Source organism: Micropruina sp., assembly GCF_047602385.1.
Classification (GTDB): domain Bacteria; phylum Actinomycetota; class Actinomycetes; order Propionibacteriales; family Propionibacteriaceae; genus Micropruina.
Genome location: NZ_JASGHL010000003.1, coordinates 255,056 through 278,407 on the forward strand (window position 1 = coordinate 255,056; position 23,352 = coordinate 278,407).

The 23,352-nt window shown below is 69.4% G+C and carries 26 protein-coding genes and 1 pseudogene; 9 read left to right on the forward strand and 18 right to left on the reverse strand.

The window, feature by feature from the left end; genetic code table 11:
* Position 1: 1 nt before the first annotated feature.
* The 3 genes from QM711_RS10630 to fabG form a co-directional block, all read right to left on the reverse strand.
* The gene (locus tag QM711_RS10630; RefSeq protein WP_415099090.1) at positions 2 to 787 is read right to left on the reverse strand and encodes an ABC transporter ATP-binding protein; all 786 of its coding nucleotides are present in this window, start codon (positions 785 to 787) and stop codon (positions 2 to 4) included.
* A 67-nt stretch (positions 788 to 854) separates the two neighbouring features.
* The gene (gene fabI / locus QM711_RS10635) at positions 855 to 1,625 is read right to left on the reverse strand and encodes an enoyl-ACP reductase FabI (RefSeq protein WP_415099092.1); all 771 of its coding nucleotides are present in this window, start codon (positions 1,623 to 1,625) and stop codon (positions 855 to 857) included.
* A 45-nt stretch (positions 1,626 to 1,670) separates the two neighbouring features.
* Entirely contained in the window at positions 1,671 to 2,396 is a 726-nt protein-coding gene (fabG, locus tag QM711_RS10640; protein WP_415099094.1) for a 3-oxoacyl-ACP reductase FabG, read from the reverse strand.
* 56 nt (positions 2,397 to 2,452) lie between these two features.
* Between fabG and QM711_RS10645 the strand changes: the two genes are divergently transcribed.
* The 5 genes and pseudogenes from QM711_RS10645 to QM711_RS10665 all read left to right on the forward strand — a co-directional run bounded on the left by QM711_RS10645 (position 2,453) and on the right by QM711_RS10665 (position 5,151).
* Positions 2,453 to 2,776, forward strand: coding sequence for a DUF3099 domain-containing protein (locus QM711_RS10645; RefSeq protein ID WP_415099096.1), 324 nt, complete (start codon positions 2,453 to 2,455; stop codon positions 2,774 to 2,776).
* A gap of 1 nt (position 2,777) precedes the next feature.
* Complete coding sequence (locus tag QM711_RS10650) at positions 2,778 to 3,566, forward strand: SURF1 family protein (RefSeq protein WP_415099098.1); 789 nt, start codon at positions 2,778 to 2,780, stop codon at positions 3,564 to 3,566.
* A 10-nt stretch (positions 3,567 to 3,576) separates the two neighbouring features.
* A pseudogene (locus QM711_RS10655) lies at positions 3,577 to 3,735 on the forward strand (SDR family NAD(P)-dependent oxidoreductase); the annotation flags it as partial.
* Positions 3,736 to 3,805: 70 nt separating this feature from the next.
* On the forward strand, positions 3,806 to 4,336 hold the full coding sequence (locus QM711_RS10660; protein WP_415099972.1) for an SDR family oxidoreductase: 531 nt from the start codon (positions 3,806 to 3,808) through the stop codon (positions 4,334 to 4,336).
* Positions 4,333 to 5,151 (forward strand): putative RNA methyltransferase, encoded by an 819-nt coding sequence (locus QM711_RS10665; protein WP_415099100.1) that lies wholly within the window; start codon positions 4,333 to 4,335, stop codon positions 5,149 to 5,151. Before QM711_RS10660 ends, QM711_RS10665 begins: the two co-directional genes overlap by 4 nt.
* Here the strand turns inward: QM711_RS10665 and QM711_RS10670 are convergent.
* On the reverse strand, positions 5,148 to 5,789 hold the full coding sequence (locus QM711_RS10670) for a TetR/AcrR family transcriptional regulator (protein WP_415099102.1): 642 nt from the start codon (positions 5,787 to 5,789) through the stop codon (positions 5,148 to 5,150). The two genes, QM711_RS10665 and QM711_RS10670, sit on opposite strands and share 4 nt — an antisense overlap.
* A 58-nt stretch (positions 5,790 to 5,847) precedes the next feature.
* On the opposite strand from QM711_RS10670, the gene QM711_RS10675 reads away from it, so the two are divergent.
* Positions 5,848 to 6,480, forward strand: a complete 633-nt coding sequence (locus QM711_RS10675) for a class I SAM-dependent methyltransferase (RefSeq protein WP_415099104.1) — start codon at positions 5,848 to 5,850, stop codon at positions 6,478 to 6,480.
* A gap of 71 nt (positions 6,481 to 6,551) precedes the next feature.
* Complete coding sequence (locus QM711_RS10680; RefSeq protein WP_415099106.1) at positions 6,552 to 7,754, forward strand: M20 metallopeptidase family protein; 1,203 nt, start codon at positions 6,552 to 6,554, stop codon at positions 7,752 to 7,754.
* Between the two features lie 5 nt (positions 7,755 to 7,759).
* Here the strand turns inward: QM711_RS10680 and QM711_RS10685 are convergent, their stop codons facing one another.
* From QM711_RS10685 to QM711_RS10750, 14 genes are all read right to left on the reverse strand, one after another.
* Positions 7,760 to 9,841, reverse strand: a complete 2,082-nt coding sequence (locus QM711_RS10685; protein WP_415099108.1) for a right-handed parallel beta-helix repeat-containing protein — start codon at positions 9,839 to 9,841, stop codon at positions 7,760 to 7,762.
* Positions 9,842 to 9,956: 115 nt separating this feature from the next.
* A complete protein-coding gene (gene abc-f, locus QM711_RS10690) occupies positions 9,957 to 11,558 on the reverse strand; it encodes a ribosomal protection-like ABC-F family protein (protein ID WP_415099110.1) in 1,602 nt (533 codons plus the stop codon).
* A gap of 36 nt (positions 11,559 to 11,594) precedes the next feature.
* Positions 11,595 to 12,710 carry a ScyD/ScyE family protein gene (locus QM711_RS10695; protein WP_415099112.1) on the reverse strand — a complete coding sequence of 372 codons (1,116 nt, stop codon included), beginning with the start codon at positions 12,708 to 12,710 and terminating at the stop codon, positions 11,595 to 11,597.
* Positions 12,711 to 12,956: 246 nt separating this feature from the next.
* Positions 12,957 to 13,436 carry a MarR family winged helix-turn-helix transcriptional regulator gene (locus QM711_RS10700; RefSeq protein WP_415099114.1) on the reverse strand — a complete coding sequence of 160 codons (480 nt, stop codon included), beginning with the start codon at positions 13,434 to 13,436 and terminating at the stop codon, positions 12,957 to 12,959.
* 74 nt (positions 13,437 to 13,510) lie between these two features.
* Positions 13,511 to 13,888 carry a metal-sulfur cluster assembly factor gene (locus QM711_RS10705; protein ID WP_415099116.1) on the reverse strand — a complete coding sequence of 126 codons (378 nt, stop codon included), beginning with the start codon at positions 13,886 to 13,888 and terminating at the stop codon, positions 13,511 to 13,513.
* Entirely contained in the window at positions 13,888 to 14,337 is a 450-nt protein-coding gene (gene sufU, locus QM711_RS10710; RefSeq protein WP_415099118.1) for a Fe-S cluster assembly sulfur transfer protein SufU, read from the reverse strand. The genes QM711_RS10705 and sufU overlap by 1 nt, the downstream gene beginning before the upstream one ends.
* Positions 14,334 to 15,593, reverse strand: coding sequence for an aminotransferase class V-fold PLP-dependent enzyme (locus QM711_RS10715; RefSeq protein ID WP_415099120.1), 1,260 nt, complete (start codon positions 15,591 to 15,593; stop codon positions 14,334 to 14,336). The genes sufU and QM711_RS10715 overlap by 4 nt, the downstream gene beginning before the upstream one ends.
* 37 nt (positions 15,594 to 15,630) lie before the next feature.
* Positions 15,631 to 16,395 (reverse strand): Fe-S cluster assembly ATPase SufC, encoded by a 765-nt coding sequence (sufC, locus tag QM711_RS10720; protein WP_415099122.1) that lies wholly within the window; start codon positions 16,393 to 16,395, stop codon positions 15,631 to 15,633.
* 5 nt (positions 16,396 to 16,400) lie between these two features.
* Positions 16,401 to 16,733, reverse strand: a complete 333-nt coding sequence (locus QM711_RS10725) for a non-heme iron oxygenase ferredoxin subunit (RefSeq protein ID WP_415099124.1) — start codon at positions 16,731 to 16,733, stop codon at positions 16,401 to 16,403.
* Positions 16,730 to 17,878, reverse strand: a complete 1,149-nt coding sequence (sufD, locus tag QM711_RS10730; protein ID WP_415099126.1) for a Fe-S cluster assembly protein SufD — start codon at positions 17,876 to 17,878, stop codon at positions 16,730 to 16,732. The genes QM711_RS10725 and sufD overlap by 4 nt, the downstream gene beginning before the upstream one ends.
* Positions 17,878 to 19,320, reverse strand: a complete 1,443-nt coding sequence (sufB, locus tag QM711_RS10735; RefSeq protein WP_415099128.1) for a Fe-S cluster assembly protein SufB — start codon at positions 19,318 to 19,320, stop codon at positions 17,878 to 17,880. The genes sufD and sufB overlap by 1 nt, the downstream gene beginning before the upstream one ends.
* Complete coding sequence (locus QM711_RS10740; RefSeq protein ID WP_415099130.1) at positions 19,317 to 20,027, reverse strand: helix-turn-helix transcriptional regulator; 711 nt, start codon at positions 20,025 to 20,027, stop codon at positions 19,317 to 19,319. The genes sufB and QM711_RS10740 overlap by 4 nt, the downstream gene beginning before the upstream one ends.
* A gap of 575 nt (positions 20,028 to 20,602) precedes the next feature.
* Positions 20,603 to 20,908, reverse strand: coding sequence for a hypothetical protein (locus QM711_RS10745; RefSeq protein WP_415099132.1), 306 nt, complete (start codon positions 20,906 to 20,908; stop codon positions 20,603 to 20,605).
* 67 nt (positions 20,909 to 20,975) lie between these two features.
* The gene (locus tag QM711_RS10750) at positions 20,976 to 21,125 is read right to left on the reverse strand and encodes a hypothetical protein (RefSeq protein ID WP_415099134.1); all 150 of its coding nucleotides are present in this window, start codon (positions 21,123 to 21,125) and stop codon (positions 20,976 to 20,978) included.
* 406 nt (positions 21,126 to 21,531) lie between these two features.
* Between QM711_RS10750 and QM711_RS10755 the strand changes: the two genes are divergently transcribed.
* A complete protein-coding gene (locus QM711_RS10755; protein WP_415099136.1) occupies positions 21,532 to 22,623 on the forward strand; it encodes a sensor histidine kinase in 1,092 nt (363 codons plus the stop codon).
* A complete protein-coding gene (locus QM711_RS10760) occupies positions 22,620 to 23,231 on the forward strand; it encodes a response regulator (protein WP_415099138.1) in 612 nt (203 codons plus the stop codon). The genes QM711_RS10755 and QM711_RS10760 overlap by 4 nt, the downstream gene beginning before the upstream one ends.
* The last annotated feature ends 121 nt before the right edge of the window (positions 23,232 to 23,352 follow it).

A 23,352-nucleotide genomic window follows, 5' to 3' on the forward strand; every position in this document is an offset into this window, starting at 1 on the left:
ATCATGCCCGGGCGCGGGCGCTCCATCGTCGGTTCGTGTGGCTCACGTCCAGCGCAAGCTCGAAGGTCTCGCTCAGCCGCTCGGCGGTCAGCACTTCCTCGATCGGTCCGGCGGCCAGCACCGCGCCCTGCTTCAGCAGCAGCGCATGGGTGATCCCGTCGGGGATCTCCTCGACGTGGTGGGTGACCAGCACGGTGGCCGGCGCGAACTCGTCGGCGCAGAGTTCACTGAGGGTGCTGACCAGACCCTCGCGTCCAGCCAGGTCGAGGCCTGCGGCCGGCTCGTCGAGCAGCAGCAGTTCGGGGTCGGTCATCAGGGCGCGGGCGATCTGCACCCGCTTGCGCTCCCCCTCGCTGAGGGTGCCGAAGGTGCGGTAGGCCAGGTGCCCGACTTTCAACTGCGCCATCAGTTCGACGGCGCGCTCGAAGTCGGCCTGCTCGTAGCTCTCGCGCCACCGTCCCATCACCGCGTAGGCGGCCGACACCACCACGTCCGCGACCCGCTCACTACGGGGAATGCGGTCGGCGAGGGCGGCGGACGCGACGCCGATCCGGGGCCGCAACTCGAACACGTCCACCGCGCCGAGTACCTCGCCGAGGATCTCGGCCACTCCGGACGAGGGATGCAGCTGGGCGGCCAGGATCTGCAGCAGGGTGGTCTTGCCGGCTCCGTTCGGGCCGATGATCACCCAGCGGTCACCCTCGTCCACCCGCCAGTCGACCTTGTCCAGCAAGGTGGCCTCGCCACGCACGATGGACACGTCCGCCAACTCCGCAACAGCCGCCATGCGGCCAACCTACCGGCTGGCGGCAGTGCCGCGAGCGGGGACTCGCGGCCGGCAGCAGGCGCCTTGCTCAGGCTCCGGTGGAGTGCAGGCCGCCGTCGACGTGGACCATCTCACCGGTGGTCGCCGGGAACCAGTCCGACAGCAGCGCGACCACGGCGCGAGCGGTCGGGTCCAGGTCCTTCGGATCCCAGCCCAGCGGCGCGCGCTGCGCCCAGATGTCGTCGAAGGTCTCGGCGCCCGGGATCGCCTTCTTGGCGATCGTCGACAGCGGCCCGGCGGCGACCACGTTGCAGCGGATGCCGTCCGGCCCCAGGTAGCGGGCCAGATAGCGCGAGGTGCTCTCCAGCGCGGACTTGGCCACGCCCATCCAGTCGTAGGTGGGCCAGGACTGCCGGGCGTCGAAGGTCAGCCCGACCACCGAGCCACCGCTGGACATCAGCGGACGGCAGGCCATCGTCAGGCTGGCCAGCGAGTAGGCCGAGACGTGGATCGCGGTTTTCACGTCATCGGCGGGGGTGGTCAGGAATTTGCCGCCCAGCGCGGTCTCCGGGTTGGCGAAGGCGATCGAGTGGACGACGCCGTCCAGGTGGTCAACGTGCTCGCGGACCTGATCGGCCAGTCCGGCCAGGTGTTCGTCGTTGGTGACATCGAGTTCGAGCAGCGGCGGCTCGGGGTCGAGCCGTTTGATGATCCGCCGGGTCAGGCTCAGCGCCCGCCCGAAATTGGAGACCAGGACGGTGGCGCCCTCGCGCTGGGCGATCTCGGCCACCCGGTAGGCGATCGAAGTGTTCATGGTCACGCCCGCGACCAGGATGTTCTTGCCCTCCAGGATTCCCATTCCGTTCCTTTCCTCAGTGCCCGAATGCCCCAGTGCCCGAATGTTTCAGTGCCCCATGCCCAGGCCGCCGTCGACCGGGATGACGGCGCCGGAGATGTAGCCGGCGTGCTCGCCGGCCAGGAAGGCGACGGTGGCCGCCACCTCACGGGTGACGCCGAGGCGTCCGGCCGGAATGGACGCCTGGTAGCCGGCGATGACCTCCGCGGAGAGCACCGCCGTCATGTCGGTCTCGATGAAACCGGGCGCGACCACGTTGGCGGTGATCCCGCGTCCACCGATCTCGCGGGTCAGCGACCGCGCCATGCCGACCAGGGCCGCCTTGGACGCCGAATAGTTCACCTGCCCGGGCGAGCCGTACAGCCCGACCACCGAGCCGGTGAAGACGATCCGGCCCCAGCGGCGGCGCAGCATCGAGCGGCTGGCCCGCTTGGCGCAGCGGAACGCGCCTTTCAGATTGATCTCCAGCACCAGGTCGAAGTCGGCCTCGGTCATCCGCAGCACCAGGGTGTCCCGGGTGACTCCGGAGTTGGCGACCAGGATCTCGGTGGGGCCGTGCGCCTCCTCGGCCTGCTTGAACGCGGCGTCCACCTGGGCGCCGTCCGTCACATCACAGGCGATGCCGAGCGCACCCTCGGGTGCGTCGCCGCCGCGGGAGAAGCTGGCCACCCGGTGACCCTGTTCCAGCAGCGCCGCCACGATGGCCGCACCGATGCCCTTGTTGCCGCCGGTGACGACGGCGTTCCGGCCGCCGATGCCTTCCGTATCCGTCACGCAGGACAACCTAGTGCACCGGCGTCACCGACTGCCCGACGACATACAGTGGGCGGGTGAGTACTCGGGCGCACGCGCACGGCCGGCCGGCGCTGATCACCAACGCCCGTCAAGCCCGGTCGCTGGACGCCAACCAGCGCAACAAGCGCTACCTGGCGACGATGGCCGTCCGGGTGGCCTGCTTCCTGGGCGGGGTGCTGTCCCCGACCCCGTGGAACTGGGTGCTGTTCGTCGGCGCGGCGGTGATTCCGCCGATCGCCGTCGCCCTGGCCAACGCGGTCGACCTGCGCCGCGCACCGGAGTCCGTCGACGAGGAACAACCCGATCGCAAGGAGCTGTCCTCCGGCGGGGTCGTCCCCGGTTCGGTGGAGGACGACTGAGGTGCCGAAACTGGGCACGATGGGCGAGGTCCCGCAGGGCCGTCGGCTGTGGTTCCGCTGGGCGGCGATGGGGGTGGCGGTGGTCTGCCTGGCGGTCGCCTTCGTCAACCTGGGCCGCTGGCAACTCGACCGGCTGCAGCAGCGCCGGGACAACAACGGCGTCGTGGTCGCCCACGAGAGCGCGGCGATCGTCGACTGGCGGACGGTGTTCACCCGTCCGCTCACCGACGCCGACCAGTGGCAGCGGGTCCGCGTCCAGGGCACTTTCGACCCCGAGCATTCCTATGTCGTCCGTTACCGGTCCAACGGCGACCAGACCGGCTGGGAGATCGTCACCCCGTTGCGCACCGCGGACGGCAACGTCCTGGTCAGCCGCGGGTTCGCGGCGCGTCCGTCCGCGCAGGACTTCCCCCGGACGGCTCCCCCACCGCCGACCGGCGAGGTCACCGTCGTCGGCTACGTGCGCCGCGACGAGCAGGGCGGCACCGACGCCATCACCCCGGTGGACGGCCAGATGCGGCTGATCAACTCCGTCGCGGTGGCCGGCACCCTGCCGTATCCGCTGGTCAACGGCTACATCGGGGCCACCGAGCTGAGCCCGGCGGTGAGCGACGGACTGGTCGCGGTGAACCCGCCCGAGCTGACCGAGGGCAATCACTTCTCCTACGCCCTGCAGTGGTTTTCGTTCGCGTTGATCGCCGGGGTCGGTCTGGTGGTGCTGATCCGCTCGGACCTGCGGGACCGGCGCAAGGCCAGGCAGGTCGCCGCGGCAACCGCCGAGCGGCACTAATCTGAGCCGCATGGATCTGGGGCTGAGAGACCGGGTGTTCGTGGTGACCGCCGCCAGCGGGGGCCTGGGCCGGGCAACTGCGGATCAGCTGGTGGCCGAGGGGGCCCGGGTGGTGCTGGTGGCCCGGCGCGCGGACGTCCTCGACGATGTGGTTGCCGACCTGGGCAGCGCCAACGCGGTCGCGCTGGCGTCCGATCTGGCCGATCCGGGGACCGCCCAGGCAGCTGCCCGACTTGGCGGTGCGCACCTTCGGCAGGCTGGACGGCGCCCTGGTCAGCGTCGGCGGACCGCCGCCGGGCGCGGTGCTGGACAACTCCGACGAGCAGTGGCTGGCCGCCTTCGACTCGGTGTTCCTGGCCGCGTTGCGCACCGTCCGCGCGGTGCTCGCGACCGCGTCCGGCCCAGCAGCCATCGGGCTGGTGCTGTCCAGTTCGGTGAAGGTGCCGATCCCCGGACTGGCCATCTCGAACGGCCTGCGGCCGGGGTTGGCGACGCTGATCAAGCAGCTCGCCGACGAGACCGGGCCGGAGGGAAATCGCGTCTTCGGCTTGATGCCGGGCACCGTGCTCACTGAGCGAATCCGCTTCCTGCACGGACGCAGTGGCGATCCGGCTGCTGCCCGGACCGCTGCCGAGGCGCAGATCCCGCTGCGCCGGCTGGGTGACCCGGCCGAGTTCGGACGGGTGGCCGCCTTTCTGCTGTCGCCGGCGGCGTCCTATCTGACCGGGTCGGTGATCGCCGTCGACGGCGGCGCGCTGCGGGCATTGTGAGCCTGGACGCCGCGCGCGAGCTGTTGGCCTGCCCGCACTGCGGCGAACCGTTGGCACCCGCCGACCGGGCCTGGGCCTGCACCTCCGGGCACTCCTTCGACGTGGCTCGCCAGGGCTACCTGAACCTGTCGGGCGGACCCGAGCCCGCCAACGCCGACACCCCCACGATGCTGGAGGCCCGAGCCCGGGTGCAGGCGTCCGGGCTGTTCGGCTTCCTCTCCCGCGCCCTGGACGACGTGGTCCCGGCCGGCGCCCAGACCCTGCTCGAGGTCGGGGCCGGCACCGGGCACTACCTGGCCGGGCTGGTCGAATCCCGCCCGGCCGCCCGGGGGGTGGCGCTCGACGTCTCCCGGGCCGCGGCGAAGCGGGCCGCGCACGCGCACGACCGGGTCGCCTCGGTGATCGCCGACGTCTGGCGGGGCATCCCGGTGCGCGACAACTCCCTCGACGTCGTGCTGTGCGTCTTCGCGCCGCGCAATCTGGCCGAGTTCGCCCGGGTGCTGCGCCCCGGCGGACGGGTGGTCGTGGCTGCACCGGCGACCAGCCATCTGCGGAGCCTGCGTGAGAAGTACGGGCTGTTGGGAGTCGATCCGGACAAGCAGGAACGCTTGCTGGCGGCGGCGTCCGGCCACCTCGTCCACCTGGCCGGCGTGATGGCGAAGAGCACCACGACCGCTGCCGCCGATCTGGTCGACGACCTGATCGGCATGGGCCCCAACGCCTTTCACGCCCCGCCTCGGGCGGCGGCAACCGAACGGCTCGAACTGGCCGTCCGGCTCGAGGTCTTCGGTCCGCTCCGCCAGGGAGGAGCCTAGGGGCGGGTGCCCAGAATCGCTCCCCCGACGCTGCCGACGTACCAACGCCGGAAGTCCGTGGCGTCGAAGCCGCGCCGCCGGACCAGCCAGTCGTAGTTCCGGACGTCCATCGCGAGCACGAGCACGCTCACCACGGCGTCCCGGCTGAGATCGGGGCGCACCTCGCCGGTGGCGATCAACCCGGCGGCGAACATCGTCATGGCGGCGAGACGCTCGGCGCTGTTCTTGGCCAGGATTGCCGCCGCGTCGGCGTCCACGGCCGCGGCGCGTTCCAGAGCCAGCAGCACCCCCGCGACCCGGTCCATCGTCACCCAGAGCTCATCGGCGTAGCGGCCGAGCTTGTCGCGCGCTGCCGGCAGGGCATTGATGTCGTCGACGAATGAGCGGCCGGACATCGGGACCGGCTCGTCGTCGCCGGCGATCGAGACGTCGAGTACCGCCGACAGCAAGCCCTTCTTCGAGCCGAAATGCGCGGTGATGGTCGGTACGGCCACGCCGGCCACCGCCGCGACGTCGCTCATTCGGGCGCCGGCGTAGCCGGGCTCGACGAAGAGCTCGGCGGCCGCGTTCAGAATGGCCCGCCTGGTCCGGCGCGCGGAGGCCTGCCGTTTGCTCGTGTCGTAGGGCCTCTTGACCACGGGCCGAACCCTAGTGCACATTGGATATGTGTAAAACATATCCAATAAGGAGAGGCCCATGTTCGACGTTCACCAGGACGCCCATGCGTTCTTCGCCGAGGCGTACCGGACTGGATTCGTGCCCTGGGAGCGAGCCGCGGCGGCAGGCATGGAACATGAGTCGACGATGTTCGACCGCGAGGAAGCCACCCATCCCGAACCGGGCCGGCGCGCCCTCGACATCGGCTGCGGACGCGGTCGTGACGCCCTCCTGCTCGCCGAGCGTGGCTGGCGGGTGACCGGCGTCGACTTCGTCTCCGGAGCGATCGAGGCGGCTCGCGGACTGCCGGGCGCTGAGCGGGTCGATTTCGTGGTGGGTGACGCCGCCGATCTCACTGCCTGCGTAACCGGGAGCTTCGACTTCTTCCTCGACGGCGGCTGCTTCCACGGCCTCAGCCCCGCTGAGCGCGCCGGCTGGGGACGCGGTGTTGCCGCGCTCGCCGCGCCGGGAGCGACCTTGTTGATGGTGGCCTTCGACCCGTGGGCGGCCGGGCAGCCGACCCCGCCGAACGTGCCCGCGGGCACCACCCTGGAGGAAATTCTGTCCGTCCTGCCGGGCTGGACACTGCTCTGCGACGAGCTGATGCCGGACGCCTACCGTCCGGTCCCCCAGCCCGCGCACTTCTATCGGCTGCGCAACACAGAGGGCTGAGCGCGAGTCATCCGGCCAGATCCGTGACCCTCGACCGGCACTGTCACGTCGAGGCCGTAAACTGCCGCACCGTGACGTCCGCCTGGCCCAACCCTCACGCATGCACCCTGATCGAGCAGCTCATCGCCGGGATCGACCAGGTTCTCCCCCAGGCCCGGGCGCTCCGGCGTGCCATCCACTCCGACCCCTACATCGGGGGCTTCGAGCAGCCAACGGCCGACCTGCTGCGCGCCGCGCTGGGCCGCCCCACCACCTCGGTGGCGGACACCGGCTTCTGGACCCGGCTCGGCCCGGACGGGCCGAGCATCGCTGTCCGCAGCGAGCTGGACGCCCTGCCGATCGCCGAGGACACCGGGGTCGCGTGGGCCTCGACCAACGGCGCCATGCACGCCTGCGGGCACGACGTCCACATGGCGGCGGTCTGGGCGGTGCTCAAGGCGGCCGAGAAGGTCAGCCTGCCGGCCGGGCTGCTCGGCGTCTACCAGCCACGGGAGGAGTGCCAGCCTTCCGGAGCCCCGGACATCCTGCGCACCGGGCTGCTCGCCGATCACGACGTTCGCTCGGTGATCGGCGCGCATGTACAGCCGAGGGTGGCGTCCGGCCTGGTCAGCACCGGAATCGGCGGCGTGAACGCGGCCGCCGACGCCTTCGACATCGTGATCCGCGGGCACGGCGGCCATGGCGCCTACCCGCATGTCACGATCGATCCGCTGCCGGTCCTGGCCTCCATCGCGTCCGGTCTGTACGAGCTGGTCGGACGCCTGGTCGACCCGACCCATGCGGCGCTGATCAGCATCGGCAGGATCGAGGCGGGAGCGACGCACAACATCATTCCGGACTCCGCGATGCTGCAGGGAATCGTCCGGACCATGCATGAATCGGACCGGCGGCTGCTGCATGCCGAGATCCGGCGGTTCGCCGAGCACACCGCCGCCGCGCGCGGAGCCACTGCCGACGTGACCCTGCTGCGCGGCGACCCGGTGCTGGCCAATGACCGCGACCTGGTCAAGACGCTCGACCCGATGCTGGAAGCGGCCGGGCTGCCGGTCGCCGCTGAGCCGTTCCGGTCGCTCGGCGCCGACGACTTCAGCCACTTCGGTCAGCATGTGCCGATCGTGATGATGTTCGTCGGCACCGGCGAGGAGGCCGGCACCCGGCACGACACCGGTCTGCACCACGCCCGGTACCTACCGGACGAGGACACCATTCGCACGGTCGCAATCGCGCTCGCCTCGGGATACGTCGCCGGCGCCAGGCTGGCCGGCGCCCTCTGAGCGGCTCAGCTCTTGCGCTTGCCTAGGACCTCGACCGACCCGGGTTCACAGCCGCTGCCCTGCGGACGGGCCTGGCCGCGCTGATCGACCGCCAGCGTGCAGGACGCCGGTGGAACCAGGCCGACCAGCGGACTGGAGTTCGCCGGCAGATGGGTAGCGGTGAGCCCGCCGTTGCTGGCCAGCGGGCCGAGTTGCGGATCGGCCAGGCTGACGACATCGGTCGGATCGGCGGCACACGCATTGTCGTCGGTGAACGTGTAGCCGCCGGACGCCAGCGACGCGGCCGCGCCGAAGGAGCACCCCGGCCCGGTCGCGGCGACGAGGATCGAGGCGCGGATCGTGACCACACCGCTGCGCGCGCCCAGATTGCCGCCTTGCGGCGCCCGGTTGCCGCGCACGGTCGTGAACTCGATCGTGACGCCATCGACGGGGACCCTGGGCCTGGTGACCGTACCGGCCTGGATACCGCCGCCGGAGACGTCCGCCCGGTTGGCCGAAACGGTCGAGTTGCGGAAGGTGACCAGGGCATTCTCCGCGACCAGCACGCCGCCGCCGTACTCGCTCGCCCGATTGCGGTGGACGGTGGTGTCGGCGATGATCGCCCAGACGACGCCCGTCCGGCCCGCCAGATAGACGCCGCCGCCGCGGGCGGCCCGGTTGGACGCGATGGTCGACTTCTCGATCAGCAGGGGTGTCGCCTCCCGCGCCCACAGCCCGCCACCGCGACCCGACAAGCCGGTCGTGTTCTTCGTCACCTTGCTGCGCAGCACCTGAACCGCGCCGTCGCTGTCCAGGTAGGCACCGCCACCGTGCGCCGCGGTGGAGTTGCCGGAGATCGTTGAGTAGATGATGGTGGCGCCGTGCCTAGCCGAGGTCAGGCCGTCGGCGTCCGGCACGTAGTAGATCCCCCCGCCGGACGGCCCGCCGACCCGGCTGCTGCCGGTGCTGTTGGCGTTGATCGTGCTGTTCTCCACCCGCAGCTTGCCGACCCGGCTGTACACGCCGCCGCCGTGGCGGTTGCTGCCGGTCGTGGTGTTCCCGGAGATCGTGCTCTGGGCGACAGTCAGGATCGGCGATACGCCGTCGGAGGGTGCCGGCTGGATCGTGGTCACCGAGATCCCGCCGCCCGGCCCGGACGCGGTGTTGTCGCTGACCGACGAGTCGGTGAGGGTGATGTGCCGGTCCGGCCCCACCGGGTCGAGGTCGTAGCTGAAGTCGATGCCGCCGTCCCCGTTGCCGTCCACCGTACTGCTGGTGAGATCCAGGCTGCCGCAGGCGCTGCAGAGCAGGCCCGTCAGGCCGTTGCCGTTGATCGCAGACCCGGTCACGGTGACCCGGGTGTGGCCCTGGCCGGTGGTCCGCAGCCCGTATTCGCCGTTGTCAGAGATGGTGCTGTCGGTGATCGTCGCCGGCGTCCCATCGGTCAGGTTCACCCCGGCGCCCCCGTTGCCGGTGATCGTGCTGCCGGTCAGCACGAAGCTGACGTTGCTGCCGTTGACGCCGTCGCTGTCGTTGCCGGTGATGCTGGAGTTGAGGATGGTGACCGGCGCGCCCGGCATGTTGTTCGAGCCGGTGACGGCCGCGGACGCTCCGGACGGTCCGCCGTCCACGCCGGTGATGGTGACCGTGTCCAGGTTCACGGTGCCTTCGCCGTAGACACCGGCACCTAACACGAACGCGCCCGAGTTGGGTCCGCCGACGATGCCCAGACCGGTGAGGGTGAGTGTGCTCGCGTCATCGGTGCTCTCGATCACCCCGGTGTCGGCGCAGGTCTGGGCGATGGTCGCCCCATTGCCCTGCACGGTCAGCGCCCGGCCCTCGGTGTGCGACAGCGGTCCGGTGCACAGGGTCAGGTTGTAGTTGCCGGCGGCCAGCACGATCGTGTCGTCCACTCCATTGGTGCTCGCCGAGGCGAAGGCTTCGCGCAGCGAGGTGAGGCCATCCACCGGGTTGACCACATCGGCGAACGTGGTCACCGTGAAGGTCGCCGCCTGGGCCGGCGCCTGGCCGACCAGCTGCGATCCGGTCAGCGTCAGCAGGAACAGCCCGGTCAGGGCAGTGGTACGCGCGCTACGAGAGTTGGACATGGATGACCCCGATTTCCTGGACGCGCCCCCGCGCGTCTGCTCAGCCTACGAACCAGGACCCGCCAGGTCTGTACGTGATACTGCGTAGCCGCTGCGCCTGAGCGCCGCAGGCCGCTCAGGCCAGGGAGATCAGGTCCGCGTACTCGGGCGTCCAGAGGTCTTCATCGCCGTCGGGCAGCAGCACCACCCGGTCGGGTTCGAGGGCTTCGACGGCACCCTCGTCATGGGTGACCAGGACGATCGCGCCGGCGAAGGAGTGAATCGCGGCCAAGACCTCGGCGCGGGACGCCGGATCGAGGTTGTTGGTCGGCTCGTCCAGCAGCAGCACGTTCGCCGCCGACACCACCAGCATGGCCAGCGCCAGCCGGGTCTTCTCGCCGCCCGACAGCACCCTGGCCGGCTTGTCGACGTCGTCGCCGGTGAACAGGAACGAGCCCAGGATCTTGCGGGCGTCGGTGGGCGTCATGTCGTCGGGCGCCGCGGTCATCATGTTCTCCAGCACGCTGCGCGAGACGTCCAGGGTCTCGTGCTCCTGCGCGTAGTAGCCGAGCCGCAACCCGTGACCGGGCTGCACCGTGCCGGTATCGGACGGCTCGAGGCCGGCCAGCACCCGCAGCAGGGTGGTCTTGCCGGCGCCATTCAGGCCCAGGATGACCACCCGTGAGCCCTTGTCGATGGCCAGGCTGACATCGGTGAACACCTCCAGCGAGCCGTAGGACTTGGACAGGTCCTCGCCGCGCAGCGGCACCTTGCCGCACGGTGCCGGGGTCGGGAACCGGATCTTCGCCACCCGGTCGGACGCCCGCTCGGTCTCGACCGACGCCAGCAGCTTCTGTGCCCGCTTCGCCATGTTCTGGGCCGCCACCGCCTTGGTCGCCTTGGCGCGCATCTTGTCGGCCTGGGCGAGCAGCTGTTCGGCCTTGCGCTCGGCGTTGGCCCGCTCGCGCTTGCGGCGCTTCTCGTCGGTCTCGCGCTGCAGCAGGTAGCGCTTCCAGTCCATCGCGTACTGGTCGAGCTCGGCCCGGTTGGCGTCCAGGTGGAACACCTTGGTGACGATCGCCTCGAGCAGGCCGACATCGTGGGAGATCAGGATCACCCCACCCGGATAGGCCTTGAGATAGTCGCGCAGCCAGACGATGGAGTCGGCGTCGAGGTGGTTCGTGGGCTCGTCCAGCAGCAGGTTGTCGGCGCCGGAGAACAGGATCCGGGCCAGTTCCACGCGCCTGCGCTGGCCACCGGACAGGGTGCGCAGCGGTTGGCCGAGGACCCGGTCGGGGAGGCCGAGGTTGGCGGCGATCCGGGCGGCCTCCGACTCGGCGGCGTAACCACCCGCCGCGGCCAGCTCGGCCTCGGCGCGCGCATAGGAGCGCATCGCCGCGTCCTGGGCCTCGCCGGTCGCGGTGGCCATCTCCATCGAGTACCGGCTCAGCCGGGTCAGGACGGCATCCAGCCCGCGAGCCGAGAGGATGCGGTCCTTGGCCAGGGTGTCCAGGTCGCCGGTGCGCGGATCCTGCGGCAAGTAGCCGATCTGTCCGGAGCGGGTGATCTGCCCGGCCGCCGGCAGCGCGTCACCGGCCAGGATCTTGGTCAATGTGGTCTTGCCGGCGCCGTTGCGGCCCACCAGGCCCACCTTGTCACCCGGTGAAACCTGGAACGAGGCCGGCGCCAGCAACAGCCTGGCGCCCGCCCGGACTTCGACTTCCCTCGCGACCAGCACGAGGGGAGACTCTACCGGGCGGACGCCGCTGCACTCCTACGTGCCAGCCGGGTACGCCTTCCCGTGCACGATCTTCACGATCGTGCCTGGGGCCTTCGGGTCCTCGTTGGCCATGGTCGCGGCCCACAGGCTCCCGTCCGGACCGGTCTCGACCGCGACGACCCCCGGCAGCGACGCCACCGTGGAACGCGTGCCGAGCCCCACCTTGGTGATCGTTCCAGCGAACAGTTCAGCCACGTAGAAGGTGCCCTTCTTGCCGATCGCCAGGTTGGTGGCGCCAAGGAAGCCGCCGGCGATCTCGGTGGCCTTGCCGTTCCACGGGTTGACCTTCCAGAGCTTGCCGCGGGCACCCAGCGCCGGGCTCTCCGGGCCGCCCGGCAGCGTGGTCACGTAGAGGAAGCCATCGCGTCCGACCTCGACGTCGGTGGGCACCGACTCGAAGTTGTAGGTCACATCGATGAAGCAGTCGGGCAGCCCGAGTGCCGACGCGGCCTGTGCGTCGAAGGTGAACGGCTGCGGCGGCAATACGGCAAGGGTGCCGATCTTGCCGGACTTCGACACCGAGAACAACGCGTTGGCTCCGGCGTCCGCAACCACCCAGCGACCGCCCTTGAGCGCCGCCACCGAGTACGCGTGCGAGTCGATCTGACCCTGGTAGCTGACCGGGAACTGCATGGCGGTCAGGGCGTCCGACACGCACTTGCTCGGGTTCTTCACGCCGTAGTGGTACTTCTTGTCCGGGTTTTTCTTGGTTTCGTACGCGTAGGTGTCGGCATAGATCCGCTTGCCCCACGGGCCCCACAGGTTCAGGCCGCTGGCGGTGTTCTCGAAGGTCTGCGGATTGCTCACCGTGGTGGTGAAGGCCAACCAGCGGCTGTCCTTCGACCTGGCGACCCCGGACGCGCCGGGCTGGTTGGCGGCGATCGTCGCGATGGTGCCGTTCTTCTTGAGCTTTCCGACCAGGTTGAGTCCGCCGTCGGCGACCAGGACCGAGTTGCGCCGAACGTCCAGGTTGAACGGCGCGATCACAGCGGATGATTTGATCTCCGGACTGGGCGCGGGCTTGGGCCCGGCCGTGGCGACGCCCGGGACGACGAGCAGCAGACTCGCCGACAGTCCGCCGGCGGCCATGATGAGATTGCGGGTACGCATGCCTCCCCCTTTGTGCCCGGCTCTGCCCGGACCGAATCGAAGGTGCGGCCACGGACGCCCCCGCGTCCCGCCGGCCGCTCGACGAGTCACCACGAACGGGACTCAGGGGTCATCCTGTGCGCAGGCTGTGCCACGGGTCAATGACTGCTGAGAAGACCCCACCCCAAACGGCGTACGCACAATTGCCGACTTGGTCGGAGCGGGTCTCGACCGGGTCGTCCGGCGCAGAGCTCAGCCCGCGAGGCGTCAGGAGAGGCCGGACAGCGGCGGGCGATCCGGTGTGATCGCCTGCGCGACTCGCTCGAAGACGCGAGTGAGCACCGCCTGCTCGTCGGCGTCCATCAGGTCCAGGAAGCTGGCCCGGACGGTACCGACGTGACCCGGCGCGGCAGCTTCGATCCGGGCTCGTCCCTCGTCGGTGATGGTGACGACGGTGCCGCGGCCGTCCTCTTCGGCCCGGCTGCGCAACACCAGGCCGCGGCTCTCCATCCGCCGCAACTGATGCGCCAGCCGGCTGCTCTCCCAGCCGATCCATTCCCGCAGCCGGCCGACCCGGATGCCCGCCGCGTTGCCCTCGCTGAGGCCCACCAGGACCGCATAGTCGGCGTGCGATAGCTCGCTACCCGCCAGATCGGCGGAGATCACCCGGTCGAGATCCTGCTGGGCGAGGATGAAGTTCTGCCACAACGCCAACTCGTCCCGGCTCAGCCACCGCACCTCATCCACAGCCGAGATCGTAGGCCACCAGCCCCGTCAGCCCCAGCACCATTCCGAGCCCCGGGCTTGTCGTGGCGACAACCTCAGACGTTGTAACCGATCGCCCGCAGCTGCTCGCGGCCCTCGTCGGTGATGTTCTCCAGCGTCCACGGCGGCAGCCAGACCCAGTTGATCTCGACCGAGTTGACCAGGCCGTCCAGCGCCATCTCGGTGTCGAACTCGAGCCGGTCGGTGAGCGGGCAGGTCGGCGAGGTGAGCGTCATGTCGATGGTGCAGTTGTTGTCCTCGTCGAGGTGGATGCCGTAGACCAGGCCCAGGTCGACGACGTTGACCATCAGCTCGGGGTCGACCACGTCGCGCATCGCCTCGGTCAGGTCTTCCAGCGAGGGACGCGCCGACGGCGGCGCGGTGCTGTCCGGGAAGGTGTCGTCCACCAGGTCGGACGGTCGCAGTTCGGTCATCATGACTCCTTAGTCTTCGCCAACGCCTGGACGGCGGCGTCCTTGAACGCCGACCAGCCCAGCAGGGCACATTTCACCCGGGCCGGGAATCGCGCCACCCCGATGAACGCGATGGCGTCCTCGAGGCGGTCCTCGTCGGGTTCGATCTCGCCGCGGCTGTGCATCATTTCGGTGAACTCTTCGTGCAGGGCGAGCGCCTCGGGCACCGTCTTGCCGATCACCAGCTCGGACATCACCGAAGTGGACGCCTGCGAGATCGAGCAGCCGACCCCTTCGTAGGAGACGTCGACGACCCGGTCGCCGTCCAGCGCCACCCGCAGCATCACCTCGTCGCCACAGGTCGGGTTCACATGGCTGACCTGTGCGCCGTACGGCTCGCGCAGCCCGCTGTGATGCTTGGCGCGGTAGTGGTCCAGGATGATCTCCTGGTACATCGCCTCGACGCTCACGCCGCCCTCCCGAAGAACCTCTGGGTGTACACGAGCGCATCGACCAGCTGATCGATCTCGCGCTCCAGCGTGTACAGGTAGAACGACGCCCGGGTGGACGCGGTTATTCCCAGCCGTTCGTGCAGCGGACGCGCGCAGTGGTGGCCGCCCCGGACGGCGACGCCGCGGGAATCGAGGAAGGTCATCACGTCGTGCGGATGGATGTCCAGCCCGTCGGCGGTCGCCAGCGTGAATGACACCGCACCGCCGCGGCCCTCCGGCCCGACGTCGGTGGTGCCCAGAATCCGCACCCCGTCGAGTTGGCCCAATGCCTCCAGCGCGTAGCCGGTGATCGCCCGCTCGTGTGCGGCCACGTCCGCCATGCCCAGTTCGTGCAGGTATTCGGCAGCCGCGCCCAGTCCGACCGCCTCGGCGATCGGCGGCGTTCCCGCCTCGAACCGGTACGGCGGCGGGGCGAACGTCGAACCGGTCATCCGCACGATCTCGATCATCTCGCCGCCGCCCAGGAACGGCGGCAGTTCGGCGAGCAGATCGTAGCGGCCCCACAGCGCTCCGATGCCGGTCGGGCCGACCATCTTGTGCCCGGTGAAGGCCACCAGGTCGGCGCCCAACTCGGCCACCGACGTGGTCAGCTGCGGGACGGCCTGCGAGCCGTCCACCACCATCACCGCGCCCACCGCGTGCGCCTGCGCGGCGATCTCGGCGATCGGGTTCACCGTGCCGAGCACGTTGGACACCCAGGCCAGCGAGACGATCCTGGTGTTGTTGTTGATCAGGTTCTCCGCCGCGGCTTTGGCCAGGTCGAGCCGTCCGTCGTCGGTGATGTCGAACCAGCGCAGCGTCGCCCCGGTGCGGGCGCAGAGCAGCTGCCAGGGGACGATGTTGGAGTGGTGCTCCATCACCGAGATGACCACCTCGTCGCCGGGCTGCAAAGCAGCGCCCAGGGAATGCGCGGTCAGGTTGAGCGCCTCGGAGGCGTTCTTGGTGAAAACCACCTCTTCGGCGCGCGCCGCACCGATGAAGGCGGCCACCTTCTCCCGCCCGCCCTCGTAGGCGGCGGACGCCTCGGCGCCCAGCACATGCATGGCCCGGGCCACGTTCGCGTTGTGCCGCTCGTAGTGGTCGACCATGGCGTCGATCACCACCTGCGGCTTCTGCGAGGTATTGGCCGAGTCGAGATAGGCCAGCGGGTACTCCCCCACCCGGCGGTCCAGGATGGGGAAGTCTCCGCGGATCAGTTCGACGTCGTAGCTCACGGCTCTCCTGTCGTCGGCGCCGCTGGGGCGCCGGGACTCAGTTGGCGGCAGCAGCCTTGACGAACCGCTCGTAGCCCTCGATCTCGAGGTTCTCGGCCAGCTCGGGGCCGCCCTCCTCGGCGATCCGGCCGTCCACGAAGACGTGCACGAAGTCGGGCTTGATGTAGTTCAGGATGCGCGTGTAATGGGTGATCAGCAGGACGCCGCGGTCGCCCTGGGCGTGAAACCGGTTGACCCCCTCCGAGACGATCCGCAGCGCGTCGATGTCGAGGCCGGAGTCGGTCTCGTCGAGGATCGCGAACTTGGGGTTGAGCAGTTCCAGCTGAACGATCTCGTTGCGCTTCTTCTCGCCGCCCGAGAAGCCCTCGTTGAGGGACCGGGCCGAGAAGGTCTGGTCGAGGCCGAGCCGGTCGAGGGCGACGTTGACGTCCTTGACCCAGGTGCGCACCTTCGGCGCCTCGCCGTCGAGCGCGGTCTTGGCGGTGCGCAGGAAGTTCGCCACCGAAACCCCGGGCACCTCGATCGGGTACTGCATGGCCAGGAACAGGCCGGCGCGGGCCCGCTCGTCGACGGTCAGTTCGGTCAGTTCGACCCCGTCGAGGGTCACCGAGCCGCCGGTGATGGTGTACTTCGGGTGACCCGCGATGGCGTAGGCCAGGGTCGACTTGCCGGAGCCGTTGGGGCCCATGATGGCGTGCACCTCGCCGGACTTCACCGTCAGGTTGACCCCCTTGAGGATCTCCTTGGGGCCGGACTCGGTCTGGACGTCGACGCGCAGATCGGTGATGGACAGAGTGGACATTCGGTTCAGTTCTCCTGATTGATCGGGTTGTCGATGTCGACGTAGATGTCGGTGCCGTCCAGCCGCACGGGGTAGACGGGCACGGGTTCGGTGGCGGGCAGTTCCAGCGGGAAGCCGGTGCGCAGGTCGAAACGGGAGCCGTGCATGTAGCACTCCAGGGTGCAGCCGTCGACGTCGCCCTCGCTGAGCGGAACCTCGGCGTGGCTGCAGACGTCGCTGATGGCGAAGACCCCCGCGTCGGTGTTGACCACGGCCACCTCGGCGTCGCCGCCGAGGTCGACCGCGATCGCCGAGCCGACCGGGATCTCCGCCAGGGTGGCGGCGTGCCGGAAGGTCATGCGTAGGCGCCCATGGTGACCGAGAGCTCGCGCTCGACGGCCGCCATCATCCGCTCCTCGACCTCGGGGACGCCGATCCGGCGGACGATGTCGGCGAAGAAGCCGCGCACCACCAGGCGTCGTGCCTCGGCCTCGGAGATGCCGCGCGAGCGCAGGTAGAACAGCTGCTCGTCGTCGAAGCGTCCGGTGGTCGAGGAGTGCCCGGCACCCTCGATCTCGCCGGTCTCGATCTCCAGGTTCGGCACCGAGTCGGCCCGGCAGCCGTCGGTCAGCACCAGGTTCTTGTTCGACTCGTAGGTGGAGATGTTCTCGGCCACCTTGCGGATCAGCACGTCGCCGATCCAGACGGCTCTGGCACCCTCACCCTGCAGCGCGCCGCGGTAGTCCACGTTGGAGTGGGTGTGCGGGGCGTTGTGGTCGACGAACAGCCGGTGTTCGATGTGCTGGCCGCCGTCGACGAAGTACAGCCCGAACTGCTCCAGCGAACCGCCGGGGCCGGCGAACCGCGCAGTCTCGGCGAGCCGGACAACCTTGCCGCCCAGGCTCACGGTAACCGTCCGCACCTCGGCGTCCCGGCCGACCAGGACGCTGTGGTGACCGCCGTGCACGGCATCGTCGGCCCAGTCCTGGATGGACACGAAGTTGACCTTCGCGCCGTCACCGACCAGGACATCCACCTTGGTGGCGTAGCTGGCGGAGCCCTCATGGCGCAGCAGGATGGTGCCCTTGGCGTGAGCGCCGACCTTGAAGACGAGATGACCCCAGACGTGCTGCCCGGTGCCGGTCAGGGTGATGCTGACCGGTTCGGTGAGCTCCGCACCGGCCGCGATCTCGACCACCTTGGCGCCGCCGGAGCGGTTGGCGGCGAGCACCGAGACCCGGTCGATCGGCGCCTCGACGACCAGCCCGCGGGCTTCGTCGGTGCTCACCGTGTGGCTGCTGACGCCGGCCGGCAGCGACTCGTCCCACTGCAGGTGGGCGTCGCTGGGCTCGTCGGTCAGCAGCGACTTGATCCGCCGCAGCGGGCTGAACCGCCAGATCTCCTCCTGCCCCTTCGGGTAGGGGTGATCGTCGATCGTGAACGACGGGGTCGGGTGGAGGTGCGACTCCAGGGCCTCCACGGCCTCCATCACGGGTGCGGCCATCAGCCGACGGCTCCTTCCATCTGCAGTTCGATCAGGCGGTTCAGTTCCAGCGCGTATTCCATCGGCAGCTCGCGGGCGATCGGCTCGACGAACCCACGGACGATCATCGCCATCGCCTCGTCCTCGCCCATTCCGCGCTGCATCAGGTAGAACAGCTGGTCGTCGCTCACCTTGGACACGGTGGCCTCGTGGGCCAGCGACACGTCGTCCTCACGGACGTCGACGTAGGGGTAGGTGTCGGAACGGCTGATGGTGTCGACCAGCAGCGCGTCGCACTTCACCGAGGACGCCGAATGGTGCGCACCCTCCTGCACTTGCAGCAGGCCGCGGTAGGAGGAGCGTCCGCCGCCCCGGGCCACCGACTTGGAGATGATCGAGCTTGAGGTGTGCGGTGCGCAGTGCACCATCTTCGAGCCAGCGTCCTGGTGCTGACCCTCGCCGGCGAAGGCGATGGACAGGGTCTCGCCGCGGGAGTGCTCGCCCATCAGGTAGACGGCCGGGTACTTCATGGTGACCTTGGATCCGATGTTGCCGTCGATCCACTCCATGGTCGCGCCCTCTTCGCAGGTGGCGCGCTTGGTGACCAGGTTGTACACGTTGGTCGACCAGTTCTGAATGGTCGTGTAGCGCACCCGGGCGTTCTTCTTGACGATGATCTCGACCACCGCGGAATGCAGCGAATCCGAGGAGTAGATCGGCGCCGTGCAGCCCTCGACGTAATGCACGTACGAGCCCTCGTCGGCGATGATCAGCGTGCGCTCGAACTGACCCATGTTCTCGGTGTTGATCCGGAAGTAGGCCTGCAGCGGAATGGTGACGTGGACGCCCTTCGGCACGTAGACGAACGAGCCGCCCGACCACACCGCGGTGTTCAGCGAGGCGAATTTGTTGTCGCCAACCGGAATAACGGTGGCGAAGTATTCCTGGAACAGCTCCGGGTGCTCTTTGAGGCCGGTGTCGGTGTCGAGGAAGATGACGCCCTGACGCTCGAGCTCTTCGTTGATCTTGTGGTAGACCACCTCGGACTCGTACTGGGCGGCGACGCCGGCCACCAGCCGGGCCTTCTCGGCCTCGGGGATGCCCAGCTTGTCGTAGGTGTCCTTGATGTCGGCGGGCAGGTCGTCCCAGGTCTGGGCCTGCTTCTCGGTCGAGCGGACGAAGTACTTGATGTTGTCGAAGTCGATCTCGCCCAGATCGGCGCCCCAGGTGGGCATCGGCTTGCGATCGAACAGCTTCAGCCCGCGCAACCGGGTGTTCAGCATCCACTCCGGCTCGTTCTTCAGGGCGGAGATGTTGCGCACGACGTCCTCGTTGAGCCCGCGCTGCGCGGCGGAACCGGCCACGTCGGAGTCGTGCCAACCCCACTGGTAGTTGCCGAGCGCCTGCAGGTGCTCTTCCTGGGTTGCCCCCAGGCCGGGGGCCTGCGGTGCAGTGGTCGTCATGAAGCGGCCTTTCTATTCGGATGGTCGGATGGCTTCACCGGACGCGGCACGTGGGTGGTGCACACCCCGTCGCCGTGGGCGATGGTGGCCAGCCGCTGGACGTGGCTGTCCAAGAGCTGCGCGAAGACCCTGGTCTCGGCCTCGCACAACTCGGGAAACTCGGCCGCCACCAGGGCGACCGGGCAGTGATGCTGACAAAGCTGCTTGCCGGTGGCCACGGGGTGGGCCGAGGCGACATAGCCGGCATCGTTCAACGCCTTCACCAACGCGTCCGCGGGATTGTCGTATTCCCCGCGGATCTCATGGAACCGGGTCTCGATCCCGGCGACGAACTCTTCGGCGAACCGCTGGACGCCGTCCGCGCCGAGGGCGTTGCGGACGAAGTCGAGCGCGTCGATGGCCAGCGCGTCGTAGGCGTGCGGGAACTCGGTGCGGCCCGCGTCGGTGAGCTCGAACACCATCGCCGGACGGCCCCGGCCGCGGGCACCGTAGACCCGCTGCTGGCGCGAACTCAGGTGACCGACGCCGATCAGCACCGAAAGGTGCCGCCGGACGGCCGCCGGCGTGAGGTGCAGCCGTTCGGCCAGTTCGGACGCCGTCGACGGCCCGTGCTGCAGAATGGACCGGGCGACGCGAGCCCGGGTGGACGCGTCGGACTCGACCATCGGCGTCTGAGCGCCGATCTTGCTGGTCTGGTCCTTTTTCACAAGACCATTCTTGTCGAATCCGCGCAGGGGTCAAACTTCTTAGGATCGCCTAACTGTCAACCCGGCGTCAGGCGGGGTTCGGCGTCCCGCAGGCTGATACGGGGCGTCAGCGGCCGCTGGGCGAGCCCGCCGAGACCTGGAGACCCACTGGCCGGACTTCAGGATGGCGGCTCCACCTTCGTGGTGGTGAGCACTCCGCCTCATTCGCCTGTCCGACGACCGCGACGCTCTCGGCCCTCGCTCCCCTCTCGTAGCCGACGGACCTCGCTGCGGCGCCACGCGCTGTTCAGCCGACGACTACGGTCCTCCGGCGGGCGTGGGTCGACCAGGGCCGCGAACACGTCGTTCACGCTCAGCTGATAGTGACCGGCTGCCGAGTCCGCGTCCGACCGGACCGCGGCAGGACCATCGGAGATGGATCAGATTCTCACCCTCCGGCACCGCGAGCCGTCCTTTGGCCTCCCACCGGCAGCGCCCGTCCCCGGTCGACCTCCGACTTGACCTAAACCTGCTGCGCCCGAGGTCCACTGGTGCGAGTTTCACCACTCTGGTCTCAAATCAAATGCGGGTAGAACTCAAGGGAACCGGTAGAATGGCCCAGGCTCTTGCTCGGAAGTGTTTTTTTTAGTCCACAGATGCGGGCTGGTCTCGCCGTCAGGCATCTGCCCGATCGCCACCAAGATCCGCTCGTCGGTCAACGCCGCCACCTCGACCGGGGAATCCTGACGCCTTCGCCTTTCCATCGCCTGCGCCCGGGTCAGCTTGCCCTCTTGGCGGGCGGCGCTGGGGGTGGCGTTTCGGCCGTCGCCGCGGGCGTAGCGGCCCCGATAACCATTCCGCTGCAAACCAGCAGTGCCAACAGACGAAAGCGCGGAACGCACCTCGCCCCCGTTGACGGCCGGCTGGGTTCCCCGTCCCGTCGTCTTGATGCGACGATCCTCAAGCCCATCAAGCTGCGGGCCTGAGGCCGTCACTGGGTCGAGGTCTGCTGATCGGGCTCTGTCGCAGCGGACGCCGGGTCAGGCAGCGCACCGCCTTCACGACCACCAGGAGAATCCCGAGCGCGGCGGCGCCGGCCAGGAACCAGACGTCAACCATCTTCCCTCCGGACGCTTGTCGCTGGTCGGCGGCGCCACCGCGGCCCTCCCAGAGCTGCCTGGCCGGGCTACACGGGGCAGCCCGGCCAATGGGGGTACAGGTCGCACCAGCCCTCGTCTATCGACCGGTTGGCACCGACCCCCACCATCACCGACGCAGCGATCAGCACAGCGGCCACATGTGGGACAAGCATGCGGACGGCGCGACCGTGGCGTCGATGAGGCTTCGGCATGCCCAGACGCTCTCATCCGCCGGCCCGGACACGCCGTCAACTCCGGGGATGCTGACCTTTCGTCTGACCGATCTGGCGAGATTCGGACGAAAGTACAGTCCGTTGATCGTCCTGAACTGTCCAGATTGACAACTGCTCGTCCCCGTCCACGACGGAAGCAGGTTGAATCGCACTATGCGCCCCCGCGGGATTCATCGACTGCTGGTCGGCGGCACGCTCGATCTCGTGCTGGCGACCTTCGTCGCCGTGCTGAGCGTGGTTGGCGGCCTGCCGGCCGGCTTCACCCTCGGGGTCGTCGTCGACCTCGCCGCCTGCGTAGCGGCCGCGCTTACCGTCCGGTGGCCGCGAGCGGCCGGCGCCGCACTTGCCGCGATCCTGCTGATCTACCTGGTGGCACCACCGGACTGGGCCGAGTCCGGTGAGTATGCCGCGCTGATTCCCGTGCTGGGCACCGGCGTCCGAAATCAGCGCCGGGAGCGACTGGTGCTGACCGTCGTCTACTGGGTGATCCTGTCGACCCGCCAGCTGGCTGCCTACCGCGATCTGCTGCCCGGCGCGCTGAGCGCTCTGGTCTGGGCGATGCTGTTCACCCTGATGTGGCTGCTCGGAGGGGCGATCTCCGCGTTCCGCCGCGCCGAGGAACAGGCCCGGATCGCCGCACTCGCTCAACAGCGGCTGGCGCTGGCCCGAGACCTTCACGACACGGTGGCCCGCAGCCTGGCCCGGCTTTCCCGGCAGGCCCATCAGGCGGCGTCCGCGGGTGACGCCGACCAACTGCGTCCGATCGCCGACGAGATCGGACAGGCGGTCGGGCAGCTGCGCTGGGTGCTCGGTGCGCTCCGGGACTCCGACGCCGACAACACGCTGAGTTCCGAAGGCTCCCTGGCGACCGCGGTGCGGGACTGCCTGGAGCAGCTGCGGGCCCATGGATTCCCGGTGACGGCCTCCATCGAAGGAAGCCTGGACGACGTGCCTGCCGAGGCCGGCGCGGTGCTGGCCGAGATCGCCAAGGAGGCCACCGCGAACATCGAGCGGCACGGCGCGCCGGGCCGTCCCTGCGTGCTGATGGCCAGCATCGACGAGCTCTCCGCAGATCTGGCCTTCATCAACGAGGTCGCCGACGCCAGCACTTCGGTATCCGCACGCCCCTTCGGCCTGCTCGGCGCCGCCGAACGGCTGGCGCTGGTCGGTGGGCAGCTGGAGGCCCGGCAGCAGGGCACACACTGGATCACCCGGGCCAGCGTCCCGACCGGAGGCCGGCGATGACCCGGGTGATCATCGTCGACGACGACCTGTTCGTCCGGACCACCCTGGCCAACGAACTGCGGGCGGCGGGCATCGAGGTACCGGGACGGTATGCCTCCGGGTTGGACGCGGTCGCCGCGATCCGGCACGACCGGCCGCACGTCGCGCTGGTGGACGTGGTGATGCCCGACCCGGACGGCCCGGCCACCACCCGGCTGCTCCGCGAGGCCTCCCCGCGCACCCAGGTGCTCGCCCTGACCTCGCTGACCGACCCGAAGGCGGCGTCCGCGATGCTCAACGCCGGGGCGCTCGGCTTCCTGCCCAAGGATCTGTCGCCCGAGGCGATCGTGCACGCCGTGCAGTCTGCCCGGCACGGTCTGGCTGTGCTCGGCGGGGCCGGAGCCGGCATGGTCGAACGACGGCACCGCTCCGACGTCGCCGACATGCTCACGCCGGTCGAGCGCCAGATCCTGGTGATGATTCGGGAGGGCAGCACCACCGAGGAGATCTCCCGCGCGGTGTTCTTGTCGCAGTCCACCGTCAAGTACCACATCGCCGCACTGATGGAGAAGCTCGGCGCCTCCAACCGGGTGCGGCTGGCGATTCGGGCCTACGAGCTCGGGCTCTAGCCGGCCGACCGCCGGCTGAGACGGCGGCGACCACCCAATGACCCTGCGGCCGAACCCACAGCCCTCTACGACAGTCGGTAGTAGTTTGAGGTCGAGACGGCCTGACGGCCGTCCGGCAAAT